Annotated in this window: 15 protein-coding genes; 8 read left to right on the forward strand and 7 right to left on the reverse strand. The window is 71.3% G+C overall.

All coding sequences use genetic code 11. The features are described 5' to 3' along the window. Nucleotides 1-390: 390 nt before the first annotated feature. Complete coding sequence (locus CG719_RS00550) at nt 391-1,524, reverse strand: lytic polysaccharide monooxygenase auxiliary activity family 9 protein (RefSeq protein ID WP_100566436.1); 1,134 nt, start codon at nt 1,522-1,524, stop codon at nt 391-393. Nucleotides 1,525-1,562: 38 nt separating this feature from the next. Next, entirely contained in the window at nt 1,563-2,723 is a 1,161-nt protein-coding gene (locus CG719_RS00555; RefSeq protein ID WP_100566437.1) for a GH12 family glycosyl hydrolase domain-containing protein, read from the reverse strand. Between the two features lie 678 nt (nt 2,724-3,401). Here CG719_RS00555 and CG719_RS00565 point away from each other — a divergent pair. Further along, nucleotides 3,402-3,836, forward strand: coding sequence for a VOC family protein (locus CG719_RS00565; protein WP_100566438.1), 435 nt, complete (start codon nt 3,402-3,404; stop codon nt 3,834-3,836). 16 nt (nt 3,837-3,852) lie between these two features. Here CG719_RS00565 and CG719_RS37040 read toward each other — a convergent pair whose 3' ends face one another. From CG719_RS37040 to CG719_RS00575, 3 genes are read right to left on the reverse strand one after another with little or no spacing between them, the layout of a single operon-like run. After that, on the reverse strand, nt 3,853-3,987 hold the full coding sequence (locus tag CG719_RS37040) for a hypothetical protein (protein WP_267895308.1): 135 nt from the start codon (nt 3,985-3,987) through the stop codon (nt 3,853-3,855). Further along, nucleotides 3,980-4,285 (reverse strand): DUF397 domain-containing protein, encoded by a 306-nt coding sequence (locus CG719_RS00570; protein WP_100566439.1) that lies wholly within the window; start codon nt 4,283-4,285, stop codon nt 3,980-3,982. Before CG719_RS00570 ends, CG719_RS37040 begins: the two co-directional genes overlap by 8 nt. Further along, nucleotides 4,282-5,136 (reverse strand): helix-turn-helix domain-containing protein, encoded by an 855-nt coding sequence (locus CG719_RS00575; RefSeq protein ID WP_100566440.1) that lies wholly within the window; start codon nt 5,134-5,136, stop codon nt 4,282-4,284. The genes CG719_RS00570 and CG719_RS00575 overlap by 4 nt, the downstream gene beginning before the upstream one ends. A gap of 159 nt (nt 5,137-5,295) precedes the next feature. Between CG719_RS00575 and CG719_RS00580 the strand changes: the two genes are divergently transcribed. Next, nucleotides 5,296-5,754, forward strand: a complete 459-nt coding sequence (locus tag CG719_RS00580) for an ATP-binding protein (RefSeq protein ID WP_100566441.1) — start codon at nt 5,296-5,298, stop codon at nt 5,752-5,754. On the opposite strand, the gene CG719_RS00585 is transcribed toward CG719_RS00580, so the two are convergent. Then, nucleotides 5,717-6,964, reverse strand: a complete 1,248-nt coding sequence (locus CG719_RS00585; protein WP_100566442.1) for an FAD-binding protein — start codon at nt 6,962-6,964, stop codon at nt 5,717-5,719. The genes CG719_RS00580 and CG719_RS00585 overlap by 38 nt on opposite strands. A gap of 169 nt (nt 6,965-7,133) precedes the next feature. Here CG719_RS00585 and CG719_RS00590 point away from each other — a divergent pair, with 169 nt between their 5' ends. From CG719_RS00590 to CG719_RS00610, 5 genes are all read left to right on the forward strand, one after another. After that, complete coding sequence (locus CG719_RS00590; RefSeq protein WP_100566443.1) at nt 7,134-8,474, forward strand: radical SAM protein; 1,341 nt, start codon at nt 7,134-7,136, stop codon at nt 8,472-8,474. A gap of 215 nt (nt 8,475-8,689) precedes the next feature. After that, the gene (locus CG719_RS00595; protein ID WP_100566444.1) at nt 8,690-10,282 is read left to right on the forward strand and encodes a cellulose-binding domain-containing protein; all 1,593 of its coding nucleotides are present in this window, start codon (nt 8,690-8,692) and stop codon (nt 10,280-10,282) included. Nucleotides 10,283-10,462: 180 nt separating this feature from the next. Then, complete coding sequence (locus tag CG719_RS00600; RefSeq protein WP_100566445.1) at nt 10,463-12,847, forward strand: phosphoketolase family protein; 2,385 nt, start codon at nt 10,463-10,465, stop codon at nt 12,845-12,847. Between the two features lie 147 nt (nt 12,848-12,994). Beyond that, nucleotides 12,995-13,684, forward strand: a complete 690-nt coding sequence (locus tag CG719_RS00605; protein ID WP_100566446.1) for a response regulator — start codon at nt 12,995-12,997, stop codon at nt 13,682-13,684. A gap of 384 nt (nt 13,685-14,068) precedes the next feature. Beyond that, complete coding sequence (locus tag CG719_RS00610) at nt 14,069-15,046, forward strand: Acg family FMN-binding oxidoreductase (protein ID WP_100566447.1); 978 nt, start codon at nt 14,069-14,071, stop codon at nt 15,044-15,046. A gap of 83 nt (nt 15,047-15,129) precedes the next feature. Here CG719_RS00610 and CG719_RS00615 read toward each other — a convergent pair whose 3' ends face one another. Next, on the reverse strand, nt 15,130-15,552 hold the full coding sequence (locus tag CG719_RS00615; protein ID WP_100566448.1) for a pyridoxamine 5'-phosphate oxidase family protein: 423 nt from the start codon (nt 15,550-15,552) through the stop codon (nt 15,130-15,132). 42 nt (nt 15,553-15,594) lie between these two features. On the opposite strand from CG719_RS00615, the gene CG719_RS36075 reads away from it, so the two are divergent. After that, nucleotides 15,595-16,548 carry a hypothetical protein gene (locus CG719_RS36075; protein WP_234375359.1) on the forward strand — a complete coding sequence of 318 codons (954 nt, stop codon included), beginning with the start codon at nt 15,595-15,597 and terminating at the stop codon, nt 16,546-16,548. The last annotated feature ends 11 nt before the right edge of the window (nt 16,549-16,559 follow it).

Genomic DNA, 16,559 nt, shown 5'->3' on the forward strand with positions numbered 1-16,559 from the left:
ATGAAAGCGAACCACGGCGGGCGGGCGCGCTGACCGATCAGGCGCGCGTGTGCCTCGCTGAGCCCCACCGGCCTCAACCGCGCTGCCGGCTTTGTGGCCTCGGGCTGAGTCAGGACGTCTGTGTGATGGGCCACCGAACAACTTACGGAGCTGCTTTGGCGCGAGTGATCACGGCCTCGTAAGCTTCCGGCGAGTCGGGCAGTCTGTGGACCTGCTCCGGCCGGGTTCGTCCTGGGTGTCCTCCGCCTGCGCAGTGGCGGCATCCTGGTCCCCTGCGGGGTGCACGTGGCCGCCGACGTCGTCATCGGGACACTCGCGGTGCTGGTTCTGCGGTGAGGTGCGGAGGGGAGGGCGCGCCGGTGGAGTGCCGGCGCGCCCGGGGTGTGGGCGTCAGCTCGCTGTGCAGCTGATCGAGCCGATCGGATAGTTGTTGCCCGTGGATGTGGCCGTGAATCCGAAGAAGACACTGGCGTTGGTCGGTACGGTCTTGTTGTAGTCGGCGTTCTTGACCGTGATCGTGCCGTCCCCGGCCGTGGTCAGGTTGCCGTTCCAGGCACTGCTGATCTTGGTACCGGTGCCGGGCTTCCAGGTCACCGTCCAGCCGTTCAGCGGTGCCGTGCCGTGGTTCATCACCTCCACGGAGCCCTGGAAGCCGCCGCTCCAGGCGTTCTCCACGTTGTACACGGCCATGCAGGAGCCGGTCTGCGGACCGGACGGCGTCGGGGTCGGGGTCGGGGTGGGAGTCGGGGTCGGAGTGGGCGTCGGCGTGGGCGTCGGGGTCGGGGTCGGGGTCGGAGTCCCCGAGCCGGAGTTCCGGATGCCCGTCACCTCGCCGTGGCCGCCGTCGAACGCGATGTCCGAGCAGGAGAAGAAGTTCTCCTGGCTGTCCGAGCGCACCCACTGGATGAAGAGCAGCGCGTTGCCCGAACGGCCGGACGGCAGCGGGAGGTTCCAGTAGTAGTGGCCGCCGTCGGTGCCCGGCGAACCCACCTGCGGCGGGTTGCTGACCGTCTGGATCAGGTCCAGGTCGGCCCAGCGCAGCTGGGACGTGGGCGTCCAGGACGGCTTGGTCAGGTAGACCCGGAAGTCACCCGGGTGCGCTGCCCAGTTGCTGTACTGGAGCTGCATCGTGGACCCGGAGGTCAGGTGGGTCCTGGGCCAGTCGGCGCGGACGGCGTTGTAGGCGGAGAAGTCGTACGGCGAGCGGTCTCCCGCGCTGCACAGGGTGCCGTCCGGCACATAACCCGAGTTCCGGCCACCGGCGTTGGAGTCGAGCACCGCGAACCAGTTGTACAGCGGCGTGGCACCGCTCTTGTTCAGGGCGTCCCGGCACGCGGGGTTCGTCGGGTCGAGACTGCCGGTCGCCGTGCGGGCGTCCACGTAACACAGATAGGTGCGCGAACCGGGCATCATCGCCACGCCGTGCGCCTCGGCGCGGCCCTGACCGAGAAGGGTCAGGCCCAGTGCCGCGAGGAGGGTGGCGAAGGCCGCCGCCACCGACAGAAGTCTGCTGCGTCGAGCCACGTTCGGTCCTTCCTTCCTTGTGGGGGTGGTGGTGCGTCTCAGGCGGTGTTGCAGGCAGTGCCGTTGAGGGTGAAGGCACTCGGCGCGGCGAACGTGCCGCTGTAGGTGCCCTGGAAGCCGAACGTCTGGCTGCCGCCCGGCGCTATCTGCGCGTTGTGCGACAGGGCGGTCGCGGTGACGGTGCCCGAGGACGGGTTCACCGTGGCGTTCCATGCGCTGGTGACGCGCTGCCCGGAGGGCAGGGTGAAGCCGAGCTGCCAGCCGTTCACCGCCGCCGAACCGGTGTTGCGGACGGTGACGTCGGCGGTGAACCCGTCCGTCCAGACGTTCGTGGCGTACGTCACCGAACAGGCCGTCTGACCACCGGGGTTGCCGCCCCCGCCGCCACCGTTGCCGCCCCCGCCTCCGCCGCCGTTGCCACCCGTGCGGATCTCCGAGGAGAACGAGGTCACGGCGAGGCCGGTACCGTTCTGCCAGGGCTCGAAGCCGGCCTGCACGCTCGTCAGGTACCAGTTGCTGGAGGCGAGTTGACGGGAGACCGCCTGCTGGACGAAGTCCATCACGTCGAAGTTCCAGCTGCTGATCGCCGACGGGGCGACGAAGGACAGCACGTTGTTGGAACCGTTGCTGCCGGACCACACCTGCCAGGACCGCCCGGCGACCGTGGCCGTGCCGGTCTGCGAGCCCACCGGCTGGACCGGGCCGACCTTGTTGAACCAGACCATGATCTCGGTCCGGTTCACGCCGTCCTTGCGGGCCGTCGGGTCCAGCCAGATGTCGTACGCGGCGTCGTAGACCGCGTCACTGACATAGCCGTACGAGATGCTGGTGGGCGCGCTCGAGATGGTGTCAAGGCGGGCCGGGAGCGCCGTACCCGGCGAGCAGTTGGTGTAGTGGCAGCCGTTGTAGACGGACGGGTACGACTTCGGCGCGCCGTTGGTGGCCACCGAGCCGTCGGCCCGGTTGATCCGGAAGCCGGAGTCCGTCACGGTGATGCACTGGGCGGCGCTGGTGCCCCAGCGGTTGTTCTGGACCACGTAGCGGCCCTGGATCGTGGTCGTTCCGTAGGCGTCGCAGATCTGGGTGTCGGCGTGCGCCGCCGGAGCGGCCGCCAGGAAGGCGGCGACCAGGGCGAGAGCGGTGAGCAGCGCGCACAGCACGCCGCGCGCGGTATCGAGTCGATGGGGCAGCAGTCGCATAGGGGGGCCTCTTCGAGGGGCGACGTCATAGGGGAGGAGGAGTGCTCCCGTTCGCGCTTCTGTGGGAGCGCTCCCATCGTTTAGAACCGGACTATAGAAGCGATACATGTCCCTGACAAGGCTGTGGGCGAGACAAAAAGAGGGTGCGGGAGCGGGCTGTTTCAGCCCTCCACGCCTGTGCGGCCGGCCCCCAGCGCCTCCGCGAGGCGACCCGCGAACGCCTCGGGGCTGCTATTTCCTTGGTCGGATGGCTGGCCCTCTTCTGCGAGCCCGACATCGAGGGCCTGCGTCGAGCGCCAGGCTGACCGTGTGCGCCGGCTCGCTGAGCCGTCACCAGATGGCGCGCCGGGCGGCCCATGCCTTGGCCGCTCTGCTGCGTCAGCCCCTGATCGACATGCCCGGCAACCACGTGGCCGCAAGCGCGGAGCCGGCAGAGTTCGCTCGCGCTCTCGTACCGCTACTCGCCCCCTGAGCACACGTCCCCGCACGACCAGTCGGTCGTCCTGCACTCGAACGAGCGGTGCAGGTGCCGGTCCAGCAGTGCAGCAGGTCCTGGAGTGTGTCCAGGACCTGGTGGAGGGGCAGACCGGCGTGTGAGCTTTTGGGCCTCCTTGCCCGACGGCCGCCCTCCGGGGAAATGGACGGCAGAGTCCCAAGTCCCCTTGGTACGGTGCTCCGATGTCAGCGATCAAGAAGTTCCAAGTCACCTTTGACTGCGCAGAACCTGAGCGTCTCGCTCGTTTCTGGTGCGAGGTGTTGGGGTATGTCGTACCGCCGCCGCCAGAGGGGTTTGCCACTTGGGATGATTTCAAGGGTTCGCAACCACCTGAGCAGCGGGATTCATGGTTCGCCTGCATAGATCCCTCAGGTGTGGGCCCGCGACTGTACTTCCAGCGCGTCCCCGAAGGCAAGATCGTTAAGAATCGGGTGCATCTCGACGTCCGGGTCGGCACCGGTCTCGTCGGGGACGAGCGCCTCGCTACGCTCGAAGCTGAGTGCGCACGACTGGTTGCGCTCGGTGCGACCCACGTGCAAACGCTGTACGCCGATGAGGAGAACGAGTCGTGCATCCCGATGCTGGACATCGAGGGCAACGAGTTCTGTATCGACTGAGCGTATGGGGCGGCAGTCATCCCGTGAGGGCGAGGTTGTGCAGCCGGGCGATGCCGAGCAGGCCGGTACCCCGGCAGCCGCCGTCCGCCTCTTCGAGGAAGACGAGCAGCACGGGCCCGCTGCCGGACACGTCGCAGCAGAGGTCACTCATGCGCGGCGAAGCCTATGAACTCCGACCAGACGGTGGGGGAGAGGGCGAGCTGAGGGCCGCTGGTGTTCTTGGAGTCACGGACGTGGATGGCGGAGGCGCAGGTGGCCACCTCGACGCAGTCGCCTGAACTGTCACCGCTGTACGTGGACTTGCTCCAGGCGAGGGCTACTTCGACACAGTCGTCGCCGTCGGTCCCGCTGTAACTGCTCTTGAACCAGGCGAGCGCCACCTCGACGCAGTCGCCGTCGGTGCCGCTGCTGTAGCTGCTCTTGAACCAGGCCAGTTCATCGGTGCTCATAGCGCTCCTCGCATCTGCTCCAGCAGGCTCCGGGAATCCTCCGGAGTGAGGGCCTGCGAACGCAGTTTCGCATAGCGCATGTGGAGAACACTGATCGTTTTCGGATCGACGGCGAACCGGCCTCCCCGTTGCGCCTCGCAGTATGCGAACCACTCGTTCTCGGGACTTTCCGCGAGACGGATGGGTCCGTCGAGGCAGGCGTGAGCGCCGTGGCTCATCGGCATCACTTGGAATTCCAGGTTGCGCGGTGCGGTGGCTTCCAGGATGTGGTCGATCTGCTGGCGCATCACCCGTCCTCCGCCGGCTGCCCGCCGAAGGACGTGCTCCTCCACGATGAAGCTGAACACCGTGTTGGGCCGCTCGGCGAACAATGACTGTCGCTCCAGGCGGGCTGTGGTCATCGCTTCGATCTCCGGGTCGGCGAGCACGGGCAGCCGTACGCTGAACAACCCGCGTGCGTACGCCTCTGTCTGCAGAAGCCCTGGTACGACCCGGTTCTCGAAGGTGTACAAGCTGATCGCCTGCTCCTCCAGCTCCGCCCACTGGCGGAACCAGGACGCCAGCCCCTTCTCCCGGCCGACGTGCTTGTACACGCCCTTCAGCGCGCCGAAGGCGTCCAGGACCTCCTCCGCGCGCTCGACGAAGACGCGGGGTGGGAAGCGTCGGCCCTGTTCGATCGACGCCACGGTTCCCGGCTGGTAGCCGACGAGCGGGGCGTAGTCCTCCAGGGTGTAGCCCGCTCGTTTACGGAAGGCCTTGTGCGCCGCGCCGAACGCCTTCATGCTGTCCGACGGTTCGGGCTCGCCGGTGGTCGTGGTCGTGGCCGTGTTGGTGCTGGTGGTTTCGGTCATGGCAGGTACCCCCCGAGTCCGCTGAAGTTTCCAACCTCGCGAGGGCTCCCAGGGTCACGCCCCGTGACGCTCACAGTCCATGCCGTGAACTCCTACAGTGCGCAGCGTACGAGCGCCGTGACTGGTTCGGCCCGGGTGACCTGCGGAACCTTTCGGGCCATGCACGTAGACCCCCGGCTCCAGGAGCCCGTCACCGTACGTATGTTCAGCCAGTTGTTCAGCTGCACCCCGCGAGGTGCCCGGCTCGCGCGGCGGCTCGTGGCGCATCGGATGGACGCCTGGGGATTCCCGTACGGAAGCGAGGCGGGCGAGAACGTGACCCTGGTGGTCGCCGAACTCGCCGCCAACGCCGTCCGGCACGGCCGCGTCGCCGGGCGGGACTTCCGCGTGCGGCTGCTGTGGGAGGGCGCGGTCGTCCGGGTGGAGGTGGCCGACGCGCGGACCGAACGGCTCCCGGTGGTGCGGGAGCCGGACGGCGAGGGCGGGCGCGGGCTTGTGCTGGTGGCCGCCGTCTCCGAGCGGTGGGGCGTGGAGCAACGGGCGGGCCGTGCCGACAAAGTGGTGTGGGCGGAGGTACGGGTCAGGGAGCCAGGAGGTCCGCGAGGAAGGCGTTCGTGAACTTTCCGGCGGGGTCCAACTCCCGGGCCAGCGCGCGGAAGTCGTCCAGGCGCGGGTACCGGTCGCGCAGGACGGCCGACGGAGTGGTGAACACCTTGCCCCAGTGCGGGCGGGGGTCGAGGCCGGCCAGCGCCTCCTCGAGGCGGCGTACCACCGGCAGCACCGTGGCCGTGTCCTCGATCCAGGTGAAGTGCGCGGCGACGGTGTCCCGGCCGTAGGAGGGGCTCAGCCACTGCTCGTCGGCGGCGACGGTGCGGATCTCGCACGTCTGGAGCACCGGGGCGACCGTCTCCCGGATCCCGTCGAGCGCGTGCAGGAGGTCGAGGGCGTACCGGCGCGGCAGCAGGTACTCCGACTGCAGCTCGGCGCCGCTGCTCGGGGTGAACTCGGCGCGGAAGTGCGGCAGTCGCTCGTGCCAGGGGCCGGGCACGCCGAACTGCTGCGTGCAGTTCTCCGCCGGCATGCCCGGCACCGGGTGCAGTGCGACCTTGGCCGGTACCGCCCAGGGGAAGGCGGGCAGCGGCTGGTCGGTGCGCCGCTTGAGCCACACCTGGCGGAAGCCCGGGTCGCGCCAGTCGGTGAACAGGCTGACGCTGTACGCGGCGGCGGCCACCGTCTCGTAGTCCAGCCCCTCCAGCGGGAGTTCGGTGAACAGGTGCTGTTCGACCTCGTAGGCGGGCTCCAGGTCGAGGGTGAGGGCGGTGACCACGCCGAGCGCGCCGAGGGAGGTGACGGCCCCGCCGAACCGCGGGTCGCCGCGGCCGATGACAGCCGTCGAGCCGTCCGCGGTGACGATCTCCACCTCCCGCACGGGGGCGGCCAGCGGTCCGTTGCCCACGCCGGAGCCGTGGGTGCCGGTCGCCACCGAGCCGGCCACCGAGATGTGCGGCAGGGAGGCCATGTTGGGCAGGGCGAGGCCGTGCGCGTGCACCCGGCGGGCGAGTTCCGCGTACCGGAGGCCGCCGGCCACCCGGACCGTGCGGGCCGCCGTGTCGACGTCGGCCTCGACGGGCATCGCCTCCAGGGAGAGCAGGGTGCCCCCGGCGCCCGGGTCGGCGATCTCGTTGAAGGAGTGCCCGCTGCCCAGCACCCGCACCCGCGCACTGCGGGCGACCAGCTCCCGCACCGCGTCGAGCGAGCCCGGCCGGTCCACCTCCGCGGCGCTGTAGGTGATGTTCCCCGCCCAGTTGGTCACGGTCGTCCCGGTCATCCCGTTGTTCCTCGCCCTCACACCACGGCCCACAAGGTCACGGGGGAACGTACCCGACGTCCACCGAAGGGCGGTTCACGGCCTCCGTGCGGGGGACCCGGCACGACCTGCGCGCGAGCGTAGGCATACCGTGAGAAGTCGTACACGCGAGTCGGGAGGAGACAACGGGATGGGCAGCCGTACCGAGCTGGTCGAGGATCTGATGGAGCGCTTCCCGCATGTGCCGCGGGAGGCCGTCTTCAAGGAGGATCTGCTCCGCGGCGGCGTGGCCTTCGACCCGTCCGCGCTCAGTGACAACGAGAGCGGTGAGGTCAAGCCGAAGTCGTACTTCATCTTCTCCTTCGACCACGGCACGCTGCCCGAGCTGGGGGAGGCCGCGCTGCGGCGGCCGCCGGAGGAGATCATCCTCACCGGCGGACCGTACGACCTGCGGCGGACCGTCGTCTCCGTACGGGTGAATCCCGCCTCGCCCTACCGCGTCGCCGCCGACGACGAGGGGCTGCTCGGGCTCTACCTGGACGGGAAGCGGATCGCCGACGTCGGTGTGCCGCCCATGCCCGAGTACTACCGGCACACGCTGTCCAACGGGAAGTCCGTGATGGAGGTCGCCCCGACCATCCAGTGGGGCTACCTGATCTACCTCACCGTCTTCCGGGTCTGCCAGTACTTCGGCGCCAAGGAGGAGTGCCAGTACTGCGACATCAACCACAACTGGCGCCAGCACAAGGCGGCCGGCCGGCCCTATACCGGCGTCAAGGACGTCGAGGAGGTCCTGGAGGCGCTGGAGATCATCGACCGGTACGACACCCAGAAGGCGTCCACCGCCTACACCCTTACCGGTGGCGCCGTCACCTCCAAGGTGGCGGGCCGCGACGAGGCCGACTTCTACGGCCACTACGCCAAGGCCATCGAGGAGCGCTTCCCCGGCCGCTGGATCGGCAAGGTCGTCGCGCAGGCGCTGCCGAAGCCGGACGTGCAGCGGTTCAAGGACTACGGCGTGCAGATCTACCACCCCAACTTCGAGGTGTGGGACCGCCGTCTGTTCGAGCTGTACTGCCCGGGCAAGGAGCGCTACGTCGGCCGCGACGAGTGGCACCGCCGCATCCTGGACTCCGCCGAGGTGTTCGGCGCGCGCAACGTGATCCCCAACTTCGTCGCGGGCGTGGAGATGGCCGAGCCGTTCGGCTTCACGACCGTCGACGAGGCCATCGCGTCCACCACCGAGGGCCTGCGCTTCTTCATGTCGCACGGCATCACGCCCCGCTTCACCACGTGGTGCCCGGAGCCCACCACCCCGCTCGGCAAGGCCAACCCGCAGGGCGCGCCGCTGGAGTACCACATCCGGCTCCTGGAGGCCTACCGCGCCACGATGGACGACTTCGGTCTCTCCTCGCCCCCCGGCTACGGGCCGCCCGGCCCCGGCCACGCGGTGTTCTCGGTCAGCTCCTTCATGGACAGCCTGCCGGCGGCGGAGGAGACGCCCCAGGAGACCGAGGGGGCGGCGAAGTAGCCGTCAGCCACGCGTTTTCGGGTCCCGTGAGTCGATTGGGGGCTTCGGTCCGTACTACGGAGCGGAGTTGAGGACCACGGGATCCGTCACGACAATTGCATACGTGGCTTGTCAGTTGTGTCAAAGGCGTGAAAAGCTCGTGCTCTACCCCGAGGTGCCCCCCAACTTCTCCCTGAGCGCAGAGAGTTGACCTCGCCCGTGGATGCAGGAGACCCATGCCCGACCTGCCGAGCTCCAAGGACGCGACCGAGGCCGCGCTGCTTGCCGAGTGCTGGGACGCCGTGCTCTCCTACGCCGACCTGTGCACGGCCGGCTCCGGCGAGGCCGGGCAACTCGCCGCGGAGGCCTTCGCGGCGGGCCTGCGCGAGGTCCGGGCCGCCGAGGCCGACGAGTCCCGGGGCCGCCGTACGCCCCGGCTGCCCGCGATCCCGCTGACGCTGGCCGCCGTGCGCACCACCGCCGCGTCCTGGGAGGCCGACGGACTCGGCGACCGGCTCGTTCCGGACCTGCGCCTGTGGCTCAACTCCGACCAGGCCGCCCGCTGGACCGGCCCGCCGCCGCGTCGCCCGCTCGCCCTGCGCACCCTGCGGGACCTCCAGGAGCCGGACGCCAGGCTCCTGTGGCTGGCCGAGGTGGAGGCGCTGCCGTCGACCGTGGTGGCCCGCCGGCTGGGCCTGGACCCCGCGCGGGTGTCCGAGGAACTCGACCAGGTGCGGACCCTGTTCCGGGACCGCTGCCGCCGCAACCACCTCGACACCCCGATGGACGCGGAGTGCCGCGGCTACGCCGGGCTGCTGGACGCGGTCACCCGCCCCGCGGCCGCCGCCGGGACCCCCGAGGACCTCTCCCGGCACCTCGCCACCTGCGAGGGGTGCGCGCAGGCCGCCGCCTGTCTGCGGCCGCACGGCGGCCAACTGCCCGCCGCGCTGGCCGGCGGAGTCATCGGCTGGGGCGGCCTCGCCTACCTGGAGCGCCGCCGCCGGGCCGCCGAGGTGCGCCTCGGCGCCCGCCGCCCCGCGGCGGCGGACAACGGCGGGGAGCCGCAGCAGGGCGCCGCGCGGGCGCGGATCGTGCGCGGCGGCCTGCTCGCCGCCGCGGTCGCCCTGTCCGGGCTGGCGCTGGCCGTGTCGATGATGCCGTTCGGCGGCTCCGCGAACGACGACGCACACGACGACAACGCCCGCAGGCCGGTCACCGACGGCCGTCCGGCCCTCGACCCGGACGCCGGCCCGCCCGCCGCCGAGCCCCTGCCGTCCGCCTCCGCCTCCGTCGCGGCCTCGGCGTCCGCGGCCCACGAGTCGTCCGCGAGCGGCGCGGCGACCCGGTCAGGACGTGAGAACCCCGACCCGGAACCGCAGGGCACCGCCTCGGCCACCGCCGACGGGGGCGACTCGCCCGACCCGGGGTCCGACGCCTCCGGTACGGGCGGTACGGGCTCCGGCGGTACCGGGTCCGGCGGCACGGGAACCGGCGGGCCGGACAGCGGCGGGACAGGGGTCTGCCGGGTCGACTACGACCAGACGTACCAGTGGACCGACGGCTTCCAGGCCAAGGTCACCGTCACCACCGCACGCTCCCTGGACGCCTGGCGCGTCGCCTGGTCCTTCGCCGACGGGCAGCGGGTCGGCCAGATGTGGGACGCGACCGTCGCCCAGAGCGGCTCCCGCGTCACGGCCACCGCCGCCGAGTACAACAAGTCCGTCCCCGCGAACGGCACCCTGTCCTTCGGCTTCCTCGGCACCTGGCAGGGGCGCAACTCCGCGCCGTACGACTTCACGCTCAACGGGCACAGCTGCGCGACGGGCTGACCCGGGGCCCGCGAACGGCCCGGCGGCCCGGCGCCCGGCGACCTGGCTCGTGGAGTGACCCGAACGGCCCTGTCGGGCACCCGGGAGGGACATGGAGGGTGGGACCGTGTGCCACCGGCACGCGGTATCCCCACCCGCACGCGGTACCCCGACCGCTGTCCCGCCCCGGAAGGAAACCCGATGTCCGTCGAGACGCAGCAGGCAGCCGCCGGACTCACGGACGAGGAGCTCGCCACGCTGGACGCCCACTGGCGTGCCGCGAACTACCTCTCCGTCGGCCAGATCTACCTCATGGGCAACCCGCTGCTGGCCGAACCGCTGCGCCCGGAACACATCAAGCCGCGCCTGCTCGGCCACTGGGGCACCTCGCCCGGCCTCAACCTGGTCCACACCCACCTCAACCGCGTCATCAAGGCCCGCGACCTGAACGCCCTGTGCGTCTGGGGCCCCGGCCACGGCGGGCCCGCCGTACTGGCCAACTCCTGGCTGGAGGGCTCGTACACCGAGACCTACCCGGACATCACCCGGGACGCCTCCGGCATGGCGCGGCTGTTCAAGCAGTTCTCCTTCCCCGGCGGGGTGCCCAGCCACGTCGCCCCCGAGACGCCGGGCTCCATCCACGAGGGCGGCGAACTCGGCTACTCCCTCTCCCACGCCTACGGCGCCGCGCTCGACAACCCGGATCTGGTCGTCGCCTGCGTCGTCGGCGACGGCGAGGCGGAGACCGGCCCGCTGGCCGCGTCCTGGCACTCCAACAAGTTCCTCGACCCGGTCCACGACGGAGCGGTCCTGCCGGTCCTGCACCTCAACGGCTACAAGATCGCCAACCCGACCGTCCTGGCCCGCCTCCCCGAGGCGGAACTCGACGAACTGCTCCGCGGCTACGGCCACGACCCGGTCCACGTCACCGGCGACGACCCGGCCGCCGTGCACCGCGCCATGGCCGCGGCCATGGACGCCGCCCTCGACCGCATCGCCGCCCTCCAGCGCGCCGCCCGTACCGACGGCGCCACCGAGCGGCCCCGCTGGCCCATGATCGTGCTGCGCACCCCCAAGGGCTGGACCGGACCCGCCGAGGTCGACGGGGTGCCCGTGGAGGGCACCTGGCGCGCCCACCAGGTCCCGCTGGCCGGCGTCCGGGACAACCCCGAGCACCTGCGGCAGCTGGAGCGGTGGCTGCGCTCGTACCGCCCCGAGGAGCTGTTCGACGAGCACGGCGCCCCGCGCCCCGCCGTGCTGGACTGCGTCCCGCACGGCACCCGCCGCCTCGGCGCCACCCCGCACGCCAACGGCGGCCTCCTGCTGCGCGAACTGCCGCTGCCCCCGCTGGAGAAGTACGCCGTCGAGGTCGACAAGCCCGGCGCCACCCTGCACGAGCCCACCCGCGTCCTCGGCGACCTGCTCGAGGACGTCATGGCCGCCACCACCGACCGGCGCGACTTCCGGCTCGTCGGCCCCGACGAGACCGCCTCCAACCGCCTGCAGGCCGTCTACGGCGCCAGCGGCAAGGCCTGGCAGGCCCTGACCCTGCCCGTGGACGAGCACCTCGACCCGCACGGCCGGGTGATGGAGATCCTGTCCGAGCACACCTGCCAGGGCTGGCTGGAGGGCTACCTCCTCACCGGCCGGCACGGACTGTTCTCCTGCTACGAGGCCTTCGTGCACATCGTCGACTCGATGGTCAACCAGCACATCAAATGGCTGCGCACCACCCGCCGGCTGCCCTGGCGGGCCCCCATCGCCTCGTTCAACTACCTGCTGACCTCGCACGTGTGGCGCCAGGACCACAACGGCTTCTCCCACCAGGACCCCGGCTTCGTCGACCACATCCTGAACAAGAGCCCCGAAGCGGTCCGGGTCTACTTCCCGCCGGACGCCAACACCCTGCTCTCCGTGGCCGACCACACGTTGCGCAGCCGCGACTACGTCAACGTGATCGTCGCCGGCAAGCAGCCCTGCTTCGACTGGCTCTCCATGGAGCAGGCCACGGTGCACTGCGCGCGCGGCGCCGGCATCTGGGACTGGGCCGGCACCGAGGACGGCACCCGCGAACCGGACGTCGTGCTGGCCTGCGCGGGCGACGTGCCGACCCAGGAGGTGCTGGCCGCCGCCCAGCTGCTGCGCCGGCACCTGCCCGACCTGGCCGTGCGCGTGGTCAACGTCGTCGACATCGCCCGGCTGCTGCCCAGCGAGGAGCACCCGCACGGGATGACCGACTTCGAGTACGACGGCCTGTTCACCCCGGACAAGCCGGTGATCTTCGCCTACCACGGCTACCCGTGGCTGATCCATCGCCTGGCCTACCGGCGGGCAGGCCACTCCCACCTGCACGTACGCGGCTACAAGGAGATCGGCACCACGACCACGCCGTTCGACATGGTGGTCAGCAACGACCTGGACCGCTACCGCCTGGTCATGGACGTCATCGACCGCGTCCCCGGCCTCGCGGTGCGCGCCGCCGCCGTCCGCCAGCGCATGGAGGACACCCGGCTGCGCCACCACGCCTGGATCCGGGAGCACGGCGTGGACCTGCCCGAGGTGGCGGACTGGTCCTGGGACGGCTGACCGGGGACGTTCCCGCCTCCGGCGCGCGGGGCGGCGGACAGGATCCCATCACGGGCGTGCGCGGACCAGGGCCGACCGGCCCTGGTCCGCGCACGTGCTTCGGGGAAGGATTCTTGAGGCAAGCCGACACATCACAAGGAGCGACCGATGGCGGACCGTGAGCAGGCCGGACCGGACACCCCGATCCGGGTCTTCCTCCTCGACGACCACGAGGTGGTACGGCGCGGGGTGCACGACCTGCTGAACGACGAACCGGACATCACGGTGGTGGGCGAGGCCGCCACCGCCGACCAGGCCCTGGTGCGCGTACCCGCCCTGCGCCCGGACGTGGCGGTGCTCGACGTGCGCCTGCCGGACGGCGACGGCGTGACCGTCTGCCGCGAGCTGCGCTCCCGCCTGCCGGAACTGGCCTGTCTGATGCTGACCTCGTTCGACGACGAGGAGGCACTGCTGGACTCGATCATGGCGGGCGCCTCCGGCTATGTGCTGAAGCAGATCCGGGGCTCGGACCTGGTCTCGGCGGTGCGCACCGTGGCGAGCGGCCAGTCGCTGCTCGACCCCAGCGCCACCACGAAGCTGATGGCCCGGCTGCGCGGCGGACAGCAGCCGCGGGAGGAGCCGGACACGCTGCCCGGACTGACCGACCGGGAACGGGAGATCCTGGCCCTGATCGGCGAGGGCCTGACCAACCGCCAGATCGGCCAGCGCCTCTACCTGGCCGAGAAGACGGTGAAGAACCACATCTCCCGCCTGCTCGCCAAGCTCGGCGTGGAGCGGCGCATCCAGGCCGCCGTCATCGCCACCCAGGCCAAGGACCGGCTGCGCGGAACCTCCTGACCTGGGGGAGGAGGACGGGCAGACCCCCGGTCGGCGGCCCGGCCACCCGAATGGACTGGCGCGGCGGCTGCCAGGAGCGGCGCACACCCCCGGCCGGGGCGCGGCGGACAGAAATGGACGGGAAGGACAATCCACTTCTCGCGGATCCTGATTGCGCGGTGCGCGGTTTTTCACCGCTTCCCCGCGTCTTCCGGTCCTTCCCGTCACTCCCATGACACCACACGGGCCGTCGCCGCACCAGGGCCGTCCGGCCCCGGCGGCCGGCCCCGGCCCAGGTCGGGACCTGCGGGCCCTGCCGAGGGCCCGCTGAGCCCTTCCGGCCCGGCCGGCCGGCGACGGAGGGTGGGCGGGGAAGCGACCAGGGAGCCCACGGGAGGAGCCGTCATGCGGACACCGGTAGTCGACGCGACCACCCTGGAGAGCCTGCTGTACTCGGCCGTGGCGGCTCCGTCGATCCACAACACCCAGCCCTGGCGGTTCGGCCTGGACGCCGGCACCCGGTCCATCCACGTCCGCGCGGATCCACGGTCCCTGCCGCTGACCGATCCGGTGCGGCGCGCCCAGCACCTCTCCGTGGGCGCGGCCGTCCTCAACCTGCGGGTCGCCGCGGCCCACCTCGGCTGGGACCCCCTCGTGACGCTCCTGCCCGACCCGGGCGACCCCGGCCTGCTGGCCACCGTCCGGCTGTTCGTGGCGGCACCGGACGCGCAGCCGTCGTACCGCGGCCTGTACGACGCGATCGCGCGCCGGCACACCAGCCGGATGCCGTTCACCGGGCGGCCGGTGCCGGAGCACATCGTGCTGGAGATGGCCAAGGCGGCCCGGATCGAGGGGGCCCACCTGGACGTACCCGACTTCGCCGGCACCCGGCGGCTGCTGAGCCTGACCGCGCAGGCCGAGGCGCGCAACGCCGCCGACCCGGCCCGTACCGCCGAGACCAGGGCCTGGGTCAACGCGCCGGACACCCCCTTCCCGCACGGCATTCCGCTCACCTCGCTGGGCCCGCGGGACACGGCCGGGCGGATGCCCGTGCGGGACTTCACCGGCCCGCTGCCGGGACTGCGTCCGCCCGCGCTGCGTTTCGAACGGCACGCGCAGGTGGCCCTCCTGTGGACCCCGCACGACCGGCGGGAGGACTGGCTGCGCGCGGGGCAGGCGATGGAGCGGGCCCTGCTGGTGGCCACCCGGTACGGGGTGCGCACCTCGATGCTGCACCAGGCGATGGAGTGGCCCGACCTGCGGGCGGCGACGGCCGCCCCGAGGCTCCGCTGCCGCCCCCACCTGCTGATCCGCTTCGGCTACGGCCCGGACGGCGGCCGCACCCCGCGCGCGGCCGGCGCGTGGGCCGAAGGGACAGGATGAACGCATACGACGGGCGGGCCGGGCGGCGTGCGGAACGCCTTCCCCGGCCCGCCAGGGTCGTCGAACCGTCGTCGTGCGACCGCTCAGCCCGGGACGCGCAGATCCGTGAGTTCCCGGCCGGTGACCATGGTGGCCTCGATGCGGACGAAGACGTCCTCGTCGATCGGCATCCAGGAACGCGGCCCGGTGCGCAGGAGACGCTCGTGCTCGACCGGATCGGTGACCACGGTGGCCCGGCCGGTGACGACCACGCTCCAGCCCGACCGGCTCTCCACGTCGAAGGCGTCCGCCTCGAAGGCGACCACGACCCCGTCGACGGCGCGCACGAGGTCCGACCCGGCGGAGGTGCGCAGCAGCACGGACGCGTCCGCCGCCAGGGCGAAGTTGACGGGCAGCACCGCGGGCAGCGCCTGCCGCGTGTAGACGACACGGCCCACCGGTACCTCGGCCATCAGGCGCAGGCACTCCCGCCGGTCCATCGAGCGAAAGCCATCGTTGTCGGACACCCTCCCATGGTCGCCACGCACCCGGCCTGCCGTTAGGGCCTGTTGGCCCACATCTTCGGCGGGTTCCGCCGGGCGTACGTGCCGGGCATGTTCCTGACCGCGGCCGACCTCGGCGGGGAACCGGCCGCCGCCGAGCACGCGGAGTTCCGCACGGTCCTGCTGGACGGCGATGGCAGTCCGGTCGTCCCCGGCGGCACCGTGGGCGACCGGGTCGGCGAGAGCGGGGCCGGACGGTGGAACCTTGACCTGGGAGAGACCGACCCGCTGCTGTCGGCCGAGGGCGGCGGCGAGGCCCCGGTGGCGGTCGAACTGCCGTGCTTCGAAGCCCCCGACGGCGGCGCGGGCGTACTGCGGTGCGGCGTCCCGGTGCGGCGAAGCATCGGAGCTTCGCATTCCGCGCTGCGGCACCTTGGCGCCATGCATCTGAGCGGAGCCATACTCCTGCTCACGTTCTTGGTGCCGCCGTTGTGGATGCTGGACGCCGGCTACGCGACCCCGCCAGGCAATCCCACCGCGGATTCTCCCTTCGTTCTTCTCCTCGCTGTGCCACTGGCATGCGCGAGCTTCCATGTGACGGTGCAGATCCCGGCTGGGCTTTTGGGAGCCTGGCTGGGCAGAAGCCGCACGACACTGGTCAAGTACGGAAGCGCGGTCATGGTGGCGAGCGCCCTGAGTCTGCTCGTGTTCTGGAGCCTGGGGTGGAACGCCTGGGGCAGCATCCTGCCCGTGTGGGCTGACGCCATGGTGCGCGGATGGCTGAGCCTGTCCGTGTGCGCGGATCGCCGACCGGGGTTCCTCGGAGTCACTCTCGGACGCCGGGGCGGGCGACGATGCACCGGAACGAAAATCGGTGGCGCCGCTTCACGACGCTCCCCTACCGTGAGGCGCGCGACCAGCGGAGGGCCATGGCCGTCGCTGCTGGTCGGATTCGGTGTGCTGAGCTCTTGTGAGTTCTTGTTGAGGAAGAGGAGGTGTGACCCATGGCTGTCTCGGTGATGGGCGCTGCC

This window comes from Streptomyces sp. CB01373 (genome assembly GCF_002803075.1).
Classification (GTDB): domain Bacteria; phylum Actinomycetota; class Actinomycetes; order Streptomycetales; family Streptomycetaceae; genus Streptomyces.

Bases quoted from the DNA above. Each gene is read 5' to 3' on its own strand.
- CG719_RS00590 (WP_100566443.1), top strand. From the start codon at position 7,134: ATGGGCAGCCGTACCGAGCTGGTCGAGGATCTGATGGAGCGCTTCCCG.
- CG719_RS00610 (WP_100566447.1), top strand. From the start codon at position 14,069: ATGCGGACACCGGTAGTCGACGCGACCACCCTGGAGAGCCTGCTGTAC.
- CG719_RS00600 (WP_100566445.1), top strand. From the start codon at position 10,463: ATGTCCGTCGAGACGCAGCAGGCAGCCGCCGGACTCACGGACGAGGAG.
- CG719_RS00575 (WP_100566440.1), bottom strand. From the start codon at position 5,136: ATGACCGAAACCACCAGCACCAACACGGCCACGACCACGACCACCGGC.
- CG719_RS37040 (WP_267895308.1), bottom strand. From the start codon at position 3,987: ATGAGTGACCTCTGCTGCGACGTGTCCGGCAGCGGGCCCGTGCTGCTC.
- CG719_RS00595 (WP_100566444.1), top strand. From the start codon at position 8,690: ATGCCCGACCTGCCGAGCTCCAAGGACGCGACCGAGGCCGCGCTGCTT.
- CG719_RS00580 (WP_100566441.1), top strand. From the start codon at position 5,296: ATGCACGTAGACCCCCGGCTCCAGGAGCCCGTCACCGTACGTATGTTC.
- CG719_RS00570 (WP_100566439.1), bottom strand. From the start codon at position 4,285: ATGAGCACCGATGAACTGGCCTGGTTCAAGAGCAGCTACAGCAGCGGC.
- CG719_RS00555 (WP_100566437.1), bottom strand. From the start codon at position 2,723: ATGCGACTGCTGCCCCATCGACTCGATACCGCGCGCGGCGTGCTGTGC.
- CG719_RS00605 (WP_100566446.1), top strand. From the start codon at position 12,995: ATGGCGGACCGTGAGCAGGCCGGACCGGACACCCCGATCCGGGTCTTC.
- CG719_RS00565 (WP_100566438.1), top strand. From the start codon at position 3,402: ATGTCAGCGATCAAGAAGTTCCAAGTCACCTTTGACTGCGCAGAACCT.
- CG719_RS00585 (WP_100566442.1), bottom strand. From the start codon at position 6,964: ATGACCGGGACGACCGTGACCAACTGGGCGGGGAACATCACCTACAGC.